10 protein-coding genes are annotated in these 11,462 nt (G+C 32.3%); 7 read left to right on the forward strand and 3 right to left on the reverse strand.

The genetic code is table 11. The features are described 5' to 3' along the window. Positions 1–183 precede the first annotated feature (183 nt). A complete protein-coding gene (locus FVF61_RS02365) occupies positions 184–1,134 on the forward strand; it encodes a hypothetical protein (RefSeq protein ID WP_148452850.1) in 951 nt (316 codons plus the stop codon). Between the two features lie 31 nt (positions 1,135–1,165). Here the strand turns inward: FVF61_RS02365 and FVF61_RS02370 are convergent, their stop codons facing one another. From FVF61_RS02370 to FVF61_RS02380, 3 genes are read right to left on the reverse strand one after another with little or no spacing between them, the layout of a single operon-like run. Further along, positions 1,166–2,245 carry a DUF1295 domain-containing protein gene (locus tag FVF61_RS02370; protein WP_148452852.1) on the reverse strand — a complete coding sequence of 360 codons (1,080 nt, stop codon included), beginning with the start codon at positions 2,243–2,245 and terminating at the stop codon, positions 1,166–1,168. Next, positions 2,242–2,505, reverse strand: coding sequence for a hypothetical protein (locus FVF61_RS02375; protein WP_148452854.1), 264 nt, complete (start codon positions 2,503–2,505; stop codon positions 2,242–2,244). Before FVF61_RS02375 ends, FVF61_RS02370 begins: the two co-directional genes overlap by 4 nt. A 1-nt stretch (position 2,506) precedes the next feature. Next, the gene (locus FVF61_RS02380; RefSeq protein ID WP_148452856.1) at positions 2,507–3,145 is read right to left on the reverse strand and encodes a DUF6266 family protein; all 639 of its coding nucleotides are present in this window, start codon (positions 3,143–3,145) and stop codon (positions 2,507–2,509) included. 1,102 nt (positions 3,146–4,247) lie between these two features. Between FVF61_RS02380 and FVF61_RS02385 the strand changes: the two genes are divergently transcribed. The 6 genes from FVF61_RS02385 to FVF61_RS02410 all read left to right on the forward strand — a co-directional run bounded on the left by FVF61_RS02385 (position 4,248) and on the right by FVF61_RS02410 (position 10,656). Next, positions 4,248–6,038 (forward strand): helix-turn-helix domain-containing protein, encoded by a 1,791-nt coding sequence (locus FVF61_RS02385; protein WP_148452858.1) that lies wholly within the window; start codon positions 4,248–4,250, stop codon positions 6,036–6,038. Between the two features lie 68 nt (positions 6,039–6,106). Next, positions 6,107–6,265: a hypothetical protein gene (locus FVF61_RS14230; RefSeq protein ID WP_199757250.1), complete on the forward strand. Its 159-nt coding sequence runs from the start codon at positions 6,107–6,109 to the stop codon at positions 6,263–6,265. Positions 6,266–6,267: 2 nt separating this feature from the next. Then, a complete protein-coding gene (locus FVF61_RS02390) occupies positions 6,268–7,746 on the forward strand; it encodes a serine hydrolase (protein ID WP_148452860.1) in 1,479 nt (492 codons plus the stop codon). A gap of 276 nt (positions 7,747–8,022) precedes the next feature. After that, positions 8,023–8,640, forward strand: coding sequence for a hypothetical protein (locus tag FVF61_RS02395; protein WP_148452862.1), 618 nt, complete (start codon positions 8,023–8,025; stop codon positions 8,638–8,640). Between the two features lie 172 nt (positions 8,641–8,812). After that, on the forward strand, positions 8,813–9,775 hold the full coding sequence (locus FVF61_RS02405) for an NAD(P)-dependent alcohol dehydrogenase (RefSeq protein WP_148452864.1): 963 nt from the start codon (positions 8,813–8,815) through the stop codon (positions 9,773–9,775). A 26-nt stretch (positions 9,776–9,801) separates the two neighbouring features. Beyond that, positions 9,802–10,656 carry an alpha/beta fold hydrolase gene (locus FVF61_RS02410; protein ID WP_148452866.1) on the forward strand — a complete coding sequence of 285 codons (855 nt, stop codon included), beginning with the start codon at positions 9,802–9,804 and terminating at the stop codon, positions 10,654–10,656. Positions 10,657–11,462 lie beyond the last annotated feature (806 nt).

Raw genomic sequence — 11,462 nt, forward strand, 5'->3', positions numbered from 1 at the left:
TAATTATAGCTCTTTATTTTATTTGGAAACGAAAAAAGAAACGAGATAGAGATTAAAATAAAAGTGAATATGTTCTCTACTAAAGTTGTAAAATGTTCGGTATTACATAAGAAAATTGAATCAGTTCACTTAAATCATGTATATTTATCATAAACTTTTTAAGCTAAAATGCCCATTAAATACATGAAGTTATTTACACTAATATCCGGTCTGTTTGTCTTACTGTTTTTTAGTTGCAATGAGGTCAATCCGAAAGGTGAAAAAGAGGTACGCATATTTATTAAACAATGGAATGAAGCCCATACACAACTAAAGGCACCTTACCTAGAAAGCAGCTATATGCCTGTTGTATCTTACTATGGAAAAGAACGTACCAGTACACAGGTACTGCAAGATAAAAAAATACTATTTCAACAATTTCCAGACTATACACAACGTGTTTTAGATAACCATCTTGAAATAACGAAAGAGGGAGGGGTATATTTAGCAACCTTCACCAAACATGTAAGCTACAACGGAATAGAAGCAGACTACAAATCTTATCTTTCAGTAATCAATAAAAATGGTGACTTTAGAATATTGCGTGAAGACGTTGCTGAAGATTCTAAAGATTTAGATGCTCCCATTTTCCCAAGTACTTATGAAAATAGTATGATTCTTGCTAATAATAGAAAATTATATGGCGATTTTAATGGAGATGGGCTATCAGACTATGCCAAGGTAATCTCACCAGAAATAATTTCCGAAATAAATACAGATGCAGAGAGTAGTGATGCCAAAGCATGTATTGGAGAATGCAAAAGCATCATTATTTTTAGTAATAAAGACTTAAAAGACATCACAATCAAAGATGCTTACCAATCTCAATTAGAAAATCTTAAAGACCTAAATAGTGATGGCGCAGACGAGATTGGTTTTTGGAACATTAAACCCAAGACTAAAAGTCTCTATATTTTTAATGCAACTAATGGAACCTTACTTTGCGAGCCTATTGTAATTAACACCACCATCCATAAAAACCTCAAACTTATTGATGTGTTAAAAAAAACTGGTCCAAATAAAATAACAGTTACAAGAAGTGTGCAAGTTAATGGTAATTGGATCTTAAAGAGCGAAGTAATTGTGTTGGATTAATGAATGTATTTTAATTTAATAATCAGTCATTTTAATACAGATAAGGAATGATTCTATATTTCACCTTTTTCACATATTCTTGCCACAAGTCTCCATATTTTAAAGCACATCGTTTATCATCGTCTATTTGTCTAGGCAGTAAAAGAGCTACATAATATAAAGGATATAGCCACACCCATAACACTTCAGGATAGCCAACACTTAAAGCTATAGCTGTAGCCATAACTATTTCGCCTAAATAATTAATATGTCTGCTCAATCCCCAAAATCCATTTACCAATAAGGTTTTATAAGTATCTGAAATGGTTTCAGGTTGGATACCAAGAAACGATTTATTTGGTTGTGTTTTAAAAAAATACTTCTGCATATTTGCACCTCGTGCCAAAGACCATCCTAATAAAAAGAGAATCCCATAACAGATAAGTAACCAAGTAGGTGTATTTGGGTTTGGTAAATTTACCGTTGCCCAAATGGCAATTAAATAGAAGTAAGGGTAGAAGGCCAAACAGCCCCAACCCAGTTTAATACCAACACACTCTGCAAAGAAATCATAGGTATATAAATGCACTTTCTCAAAGCTTAAATAATCTAGAACAAAATAGCTTAGCATAGAAGTACAAAGGATTAATCCAGGAGAAATACTACCAAATTGGCAGTAATGATGCGATAAAAAACTTAAAACATGCAGTTCCAACATAACAGCCCCTATTAAATACAACCACATTTTAGCATCGATTCTTCCTTCTTTAAACTGAGGGTTTTCAAGACGACCAAGAAAAAGATCTGCTAAAAAAGATTTCCCTGTAGAAGGATAAGGTAGAACAATCCACATAGAAAATACCAATCCAAATACAAAAGCACCAGCCAGACTAGACCATTTAATCTCATAAAGCCAATCTAAGGGAACGATGTTTCCATAACCTAATAAAAACCAGATTAAGACTGTTACAAACAACACCAATCTGCCATTTAAACGGTATTTTAATAACTCACCTGTTTCAGAGTGTGTTACATATCCTGTTATCCAGCGTCCTGGCAAATAGTAATGTAATAAAGTAATAAGAGCATAGATAATCCATGGTGTAAAGAAACCTAATACGTGTATGTTCATGATAAGTCTTTTGTGTTTTTATTCATTAAGGCAATGGCCCAAGTTCTTGGAACAATTCTATTCATAATAAAATATGCCAATTTGTTAGTAAAACCAGGAATAATGGTGGGTTTTCTACCTAAGGCATTTAAGGAGATATTAGCTACTTCTTCAGGAGTTAAAGTGCCTGGAGCTGTTTTTGTATGTTGTGCTTTGTTATATCCTATAAAATACCAAACCAGAGCATGCTTGGTTAAACGCATTCTATCTATGCGTTTCATGTTAGAGCTGCAAAAGCCCTAAATATCTACTTGTAGCCGATTGCTTATAAGTTTCACTATAAAAGCTAGCCCAAAAATGAACCTTCAACCCTATAAAAGTTTCAGGAACAGAAACCTCGCCACTGCCATCCTCACGGCTATAACCTTGACTCATAATATCAAAAAGATGCCATTCTGGAGCATAAGCCACCACAATAAGTCTATCGTCTGGGTAGGCATAACCTTGGTTGCTATTGTCTATCCAGTTTAAGGCAACAGTAGTTGGGTTAGTAAGACTTAGGGTAGGAGCATCTAAACCACACAAGCCACCCATGCCAATAAGCACTTTAGAATAGTTAATTTGTAAGTTGCCAGAGGTTTCTAAAACAGCATTAGTAAGGTGGTAAGCCATAGCGTTGTTAAACGCTGTACTGTTACCAGTGTTAGACTCAAAAGTTTCTTGTAAAAGAGGTTTTAAGCCAATAAGAAACCCAGAAACCAAAGCCATTTTATCGCGTTGGCGTTGCTGTGCAGGTGTAGGGGAGTTGCTTGGTTTGCTAGGCCTACTACGGATTATTTGTTTGTTACGCCAAGTAGCACCAACCACTGGGCCAACTTTACCCGAAAAACCACCTAATATCCCATTGTTATAAGTTCCCATAATGAGCTTTTTTAATAATTACTGAAATTAAAGATACTAAAAAAAACAATAAAACCTCGATAAAGTGTATAAAATATACGACAAAATACATATTTTAACTTTCAACCACTTATATTACTTGGAGATTTGTTGGGGTTTTCTGGGGGTTTTGCTCCTAAAATAAGGGGGTTTCCCAAGAAAACCCCAAGGAACCTTCGAAAAGGGTGGAGGAAAGTTATTTTAAACTTTTGTTGTTTGCTTTGTATTTTATAGGTTTATCCTCTATAATTCCCTAATCTAATTGCAGTCCCTATTTAATTCTTGTTTTTTATCTTTCCTCCAACCAATAAACTACCTTATGAGATTTCTTTTTTCTGTACTCTTTATGTTTATGACTTTTATTGCTGTACAAACACAATGCCCAACAACAATTATTCAAATACGCTAAAATTTCAATGACATTTAAAAGCTAGCTTTTAAATTTCGCTGGCATGCGGTTGGAAATTGTGTTTAAAAATTTAAATGCCTTTTATGGCATTTATTTTTAAAAAGCAATCGAGCGCTTGGTAGCGGCTATTTTACATAACGGCTAATTATAGATACATAATGTTTTAAAAAACGCTGCGAAGCAAACCGCTTATTAGTTTAATGACCCAAGTTCCAATTATTCTTATGAAAACGAATGCTTCTGGGATATTTTACATAATATCATTATAGCTTACGAATGTTAATGAATATTTGGTCGTAAAATGGCTGTAACATAATTGTTGACGATATAAAACACTACGTGTTCATTATATCTACAATTATGTTAAATACACAGTATTCGCCATTTTACTCATAGAATACATTTGTACTATAATGTTCTGCGTTATGTAACTTGAGTTTTATTCACAAGATTTCTATTTTAAATTTTTGAGTTCATGAATCTTCGATTTGGTAAAAAGCGAAAGTTGTTACTACAGTTTCTTCAAAAAATTTATTCTCAAAAGTTTCTTCTGCAATGTTAATGGAACACTTTTTATGCGACGACGTAGGAGGGAAGCTTAATATGTGTGGAAAGGCATCAAATATAAATGTTTTCAATAATTTAATTTACATTTGTTGTCTCAAATAAAAAATATTGATTAACCAAAAATCCATAGCTGTACTTCCATTCGTCAATATTAGCAACAATATTGAAAACGAATACTTCTGTGATGGATTAACTGAAGAAATTATTAATGCATTAGCAAAAATAAAAGACCTTTCGGTTACTTCCCGTACCTCTTCATTTTACTTTAAAAACAAAACAGTAACAGCAAAGGAAATAAGAGAAAAATTAAAGGTAGTTACTTTTATTGAAGGTAGTGTAAGAGCATCAAAAAAGAAAATGCGCATTACAGTACAAATGATTGATACTATAGATGATTTTCATTTCTGGTCAGAAACTTTTGATAGAAACCCAGAAAATGTTTTTGAAATACAAGATGAAATTAGTCTGTTTATTGCTGAAAAATTACGAGAACATATCGGTCATCTCGAAATAGAAGATAAGCTTATAGCACCAATTGATGTGCCAGTAGCTATTTATAGAGAATATCTCAAAGGACGATACTACATCATGAAGTTGGATTACAAAAACTCTCTAAAGGGGATCAATATTCTTCAAAAACTTATAAAAAAAGTACCCAATTTTCCAAATCCCTATTTAGATATTAATCTAGCCTATGTTCAATTGGGAACCATGGGGTTGTTACCTGCGTTTGAAGCCTACGAGAAGGCTCAGCCTTATTTGTTAAAGGCATTAGAGCTAGACCCAAACTCATCAAGGTCACAATTGAATTTAGCTTGGATAGAATGCTGGCAAAACTGGGATCTTAAGAAAGCTTACGAACATGCACATAAGGCTTTAGAAATTCAGCAAGCAGATGATATTTACTTAACCATTTCTAATTTTTTAACAGTAGAAGGGAAATTAGATGCAGCACATAATTATCTTGATAAAGCGTTGCAGCTAGACCCTTATACCGCAATCAATCATCATTATAAAGGGTTTTTATATTACTTACAAGAAGAATACACCACTGCAATCCCGTATCTAAAAAAGGCATTGGATTTAGAACCTAAGTTACCTTTTCCACCAATCTATATAGGAATAAGTTTATTGATGTCAGGCAAACCAAATGAAGCTTTAACATATTTCGGTTCACTTAAAGGCGTTTCTGTGAAAGACCTCACCAAATTAGGAGGTGAAACCATGTGTTATGCAAAGCTCAATGAAACAGAAAAGTGCAATGAGGGATTAAAAGAATTAGAAACCTATTTAACAACAGCACTTGTAGATAAGGCTTTTACATTTTTAATATTAGTAAATGCCTTGTTGGGTAATAATGAAAAGGTAATTGATTTAGTAGAGCAAGCATATAATAACCGTTTACCATTACTTTTACTATTGAATCCATCCCCAATTCTTAAGCCTGTAAAACATCACAAAAGGTTTAAAGATATAATGCTAAAAGCTATTCCAGATAATCTAAATTACAAACAGAAGAAAAAGTACAAACAAGCATTGCTAGATGCTGATGAAATTAAAAAGTACAGCAAAGAGCTGGAGCAAATTATGACAGACTATAAACTGTATTTAAATCCTGATTTATCATTAAAAGACTTAGCCTCTTATTTAGAACTTCCTGCTAATTACGTTTCTCAATTATTAAACCAAGGATTTGATAAAAACTTCTCTGAATATGTCAATACATTTAGACTAAATGAATTTAAAGGGCGTATTCTATTAGAAGAAAACAAAGGATTAACCATTATGGCTGTAGCTTATGATAGTGGTTTTAATTCTAAAACCGTTTTCAACACATTCTTTAAAAAAATTGAAGGTATGACACCAAATGCCTTCATCAAAAGCACTTTAAAGAATTAGTTCCGATTTCATAATAAGAACATTCAGAAAGGCATTCAATAATACTTTTGTGGTCTAAAGTATAGAACATGAAAACTAAAAAAGGTAAAAAAGGAGTTAAATTAGGCATAGGAATCATACTAGGCATTATTATAGGTTATGTAACCTCAAATATGCAATTATGGTTTGTCTTTGGTATTGCTATTGGTACTGCGTTAGAATATGGCTCAAATAAAAAACAATCATAAAAATGAAATCATTTATTAAAACATTATTTTTTGCATTTATCACGCTTTCAACGTTAAATGCTTTTTCTCAAAACAGCAATAAAGTGCTCTTCAACAAAATAGACACGTATTTGAAGGCAAGCGAAACAAATGGCTTTTCTGGAGTTGTCTTGGTTTCAAAAAAAGGAGAAGTAGTTTTATCTAAAGGATATGGATGGGCAGACAGAGACAATAAAATCCCTAACACACCAGCAACCGTTTTTAATATTGGTTCTGTAACCAAACAATTTACCGCATCGGCTATTTTAAAATTGGTGGAACAAGGAAAAATTAACACATCGGATAAAATAAGTTCCTATTTTAATCAGACACCTAGTGATAAGAGGGATATAACCATTCATCAATTACTAACGCACACGTCTGGAATTTCTAATAGAACAGGCGGTTTTAGATATCATGAAGCTAGCAAGGAACAGTTTCTAAAAGAGTTTTTTGAATCTGAATTACAATCTAAACCTGGCACAACCTACCAATATGCCAATGCCAACTATATTATGCTCACTGCTATATTAGAGCTGGTTTCAGGGCAAACCTATAATGATTTTCTACAGGAAAATCTATTTGAGCCTGCTCAAATGAAAAGTACAGGATATAAAAGCATCAATTTTAATACAGAGCGACTGGCACATGGCTATTACTATAACAGAGATGATGAAAAGTGGACAGATTGGGGAACAACCCAACAACACTTGCCTTACAATAATAATCACTGGTATAGCATAGGCAAAGGTGATATTCATGCTACCATTGAAGATTTATATAAGTGGCATGTTGCTTTAAAAAACAATGACGTTTTAGCATCCAAAACTAGAGAAATTCAAGAAACGGCATACGTAGCTGAAAATGATAACATGACATCCTATTATGGCTATGGTTGGGCCATATCTAAAAGTGATAGCGATACCAAAATAGTTGCTCATAATGGTAGTAATGGCTTGTATTTTGCAGACTTCGTTCGATTTATAGACGACGATGTGATGGTCATATACATCACAAATGCGTTTTTAGGACCTGAATCTGAAAACGTTGCGAGAGAAATTGGTAAAATGATTTTTGACACCAATTATAAGGCGCCACCAATTTCCAGAAATATTTATGAATTGATTCATGAATTTATGAAAACCAATCCATCATCTGATGCCGAAAAATTACCTGATTTTTTAAATAAAGAACTTCAAATTAAATTTAACGATCCTGCCATACTAAATAGACTAGGGTATAGTAGATTGAAAAAAGAAGACCAACCTGACTGGGCATTAGCATTGTTTAAATTGAATGTGAAATTATTTCCTGAAGATGGTAATTTATGGGACTCATTGGGCGAGGCTTACTTAACATACAACCAAAAAGAAGATGCGATAAAAAGTTATTCAAAAGCCATTGAGTTAGGTAGTGAAGGCTCAAAGAAAACATTACAAGAATTGTTGAATGAAGACGAATAATACATTTGACGCTGGAAATCGTAAAGAATTATAATCCTGTTTTTTACCAAAAATAATACACAAAATAAAATTCAGAAATTAGCCAAAATAGTAAATTTTACCTATTTAGAAACAACATTTATAGATTTTATATTAGAAATAATATAAGTTATTATCGATAATCAACAAGTCATCTTTATAAAGCAACAGTTCGGTTATTTAACTTCATAATCGTCCAGCTGTTATAGGAAATTTGAACATCAATTAAAAAAATCATTAATCAAAAAACGAACAATTATGACATCAATTAAAATTAAAACAATCAAAAAACAAATCGTATTAAAAATGGCTTGTGTAGCCTTGGCGTTATCATCTAGTATAACATACGCACAAAACAAAAATTCAGAAACAACAACACAACGAGATGGTTTTATCATAGAATTCGTAGTAGGAGGAGGTATTATAAGTATAGAAGATAGTGCTGGTATGGAAACATTCGACGAAGCTCAAGGTGCGTTTGTTTTTCCAGATTTAAAGTTAGGCTACATGTTAAATGAAAAACTCGCCATTACAGTCTCTATGCCAGGAATGATATATGAATTTCAGGATAACGACAGACACTTTGGAGGGTTTATTCCAGGTCTTCAATATTGGGTGAAAGATCGCTGGTGGGTTCATGGAGGAATCGGTTTAGCAATAGATTCGCCAGCACTGTATGATATTGAAGACCATGTAAACGACGATTGGAACTTTGGTTGTGCGGTTAAGGCAAGTAGTGGGTACGAAATTTATAAGAAGAAAAACTTTGCACTTAATCTTCAGGCTAATGTCCTTCTTGGTCGTGCGTTTTTAGATGGCGATGCACACAGAGATGCAGTAACCTGTAATATAGGATTAGGGTTTAGTTGGTTATAAGCTATAATGACAATATGGTGGGATTGGGATATCGAAAAAATCACAAAGAACATTCAGAATTTAACTGCCAACAACATCGAGAAATTAATTAAATAACGGAGTAAGTTCCAATTTCCAAACATGAACAAATATTACACAAACAAGTTGCAACTTTGTAGTAAATTATAAAATTATGAAAGCAGCAGTTTATACAAAATATGGTTCACCAGAAGTAATCCAGATTGTCGATACTGAAAAACCATCACCTAAACCTAATGAGGTTTTAGTAAAAATTAAAGTATCATCTGCAACAAGAGCAGATACAATGATACGTCAAGGAACCCCAAAATTTGGGAGGTTATTTCTAGGGCTTTTCAAACCAAAAAACACAGCTTTAGGCACTGGGTTTTCAGGAGTTGTAGAGGCTATAGGTTCACAAATCACAAAATTTAAAGTAGGTAATGAAGTTTTTGGAGAAAAACTATTTAGCAATGGTTGTAATGCTGAATATATATGTATAGCAGAAGATATGGTAATTGAAAACAAACCAACTAAAATATCACATCAAGAAGCAGCTCCAATTTGTGATGGTTTTTTAACCTCATATAATTTCTTAAAAGACATTGCAAATATAAAAGAAGGGCAAAATATTTTAATAAATGGTGCATCTGGTAGTTTAGGTTCAGCAGCAGTTCAATTGGCAAAAATTTTGGGAGCTAAAGTAACAGGCGTTTGTAGCGCTAAAAACGTCAGTTTTGTAGAATCGATAGGAGCAGATGAAGTTGTTGATTATAAAAATGAAGATTTTACAAATACTCAAAATAAATACGATATCATTTATGATTCAGTTGGTACTTTAAGCTTTAAAAGTTGTAAGAATGTATTAACTCAAAAAGGCATATTTATGACACCTGTTTTAAGTTTTGGAATATTATGGCATTCAATCGTAAATTCAAAAAAAGTGAAATTTGCAGCTACAGGTTTAAAAAAGACTAAAGATTTAAAACGATTATTTTTAGATTTAGTGGACTTTTTTGAACAAGGTAAACTTTATACAAATATTGATAAAAGCTACAAACTTTCAGATATCGCACAAGCACATCACTATCTTGAAACTGGTCGTAAAGTCGGAAACATAGTTATTATCAATCCATAAATCATTAATCAAAAAATGAACAGTCTATGTTTTTCAAATCAAAAGAAGGAAAAGAAAAAATCATAACCCTTTACAATCAAAAGTTAAATGAGCTGAATATAGAATATTCAGAAAAATTGGTAGAAACAAAGTTTGGAGTCACTAATGTTATTATTACTGGTGATACTAAAAACCCACCTTTAGTGCTGATTCACGGAACAGGAGGTTGTGCGCCACAAATTTTAGACTCTTTCCCCAATCTAGCCTCAAAATATTGTGTTTATGCGATTGATGTCTTGGCACAACCCAATAAATGTACAGAGAATAGATTAGACATGAAATCTTTAGAATATGGAAAATGGCTTATTGAAGTCATTATAAAGCTAAGACTGAAAGATGTGACACTTGTTGGCTTTTCGTTTGGAGGTTTTATTTGCTTAAAAGCACTAGAGTTTAATGAAACACCAATTAGACAGGCTTTCTTAATCGCTCCAGTTTATATCGTAAATGGGAATCCTCTTGTTGGGGTATTCAAAATGTTTTTACCACTAATAAAATTTATCAAAACAAATAAACAAAAGCATATCAAAAAAGTAATGGGAACACTCTTTTCTGAATATGATGATTTTGCATTAGAGTACATGTCTACAACATTTCAGCATTGCAATATGGATTTTTCTCCTCTACCCATTATCTCAAAACAATCAGCAAAAAAAATTAATAGACCACTTACAATTATAGCATCTGAAAAAGATATCATGTTTCCGGGAAAAAAAATGATAAAACGGGCAAAAAGAGTTTTTCCAACTTTAAAGGAAGTGTTTTTACTTAAAGGTTCTAAGCATGTTCCGACTAATAAAGAGTTTAATAAAATAGAAGAGGAGATAATAAATAGCATATAAGTTTTGATAAACAATTACTATTTCATAGCGTTAAGAAAAAATAGTATTTCCGATGTTAACCTTGGCCTCATAAAATTTTGGTAAAACAATAGGAGAAATGAGCGTCCATATTTTAGGGGTTTAGTAATACAGTTTTTTAAGAATTTAAATTATAAAATGGATTTCAGAGCAATGTTAACGAGTTCCAATGTTTCCTAAAATATAGCGAATGAGCCGTTAATTGTTTCCAAAATTATATGCAGCCTTGAATTTTTGTTTCTTTTGTTTCAAGACATTATTTTAAAGAATTGATTGAGTATCAATTTTTAAAATACCTAATAATGAAACATTAAAAAAAAGATTAATTGAAGTTCTAAATATAACAAGTGCATAGAATTTTATTTTTACTCACTTATTTAATTATTTGCAAAAACTTTAAAGGAGTTCGTGAATCTCGTAAAAACTCGATTTCATAAAATTTATGCTCTTGTGGCAAGCTTACGAGAATCGTCTAAAATTTTTTATTACGTACATTTTTATCGAATACGCGATTTTTAATAAGAGTAAAAAGGCTAGCTTTTATTTTGGCGTTGGCAAGCGTTGGATAATTGTGTATAAAATAAATTGTGGTAACAATTTGATTTTATAAAACAATCGAGCGCTTGGTAGCGGCTATTTTACATAACGGCTAATTATAGATACAAATGTTTTATAAACGCTGCGAAGCAAACCGCTTATTAGTTTAATGACCCAAGTTCCAATTATTCTAATGAAAACGAATGCTTTTGGGATATTTTACATAATATCATTATAGCTTACGAATGTTA

Source organism: Xanthomarina maritima (assembly GCF_008084905.1).
In the GTDB taxonomy this organism is placed as follows: Bacteria; Bacteroidota; Bacteroidia; order Flavobacteriales; family Flavobacteriaceae; genus Xanthomarina; species Xanthomarina maritima.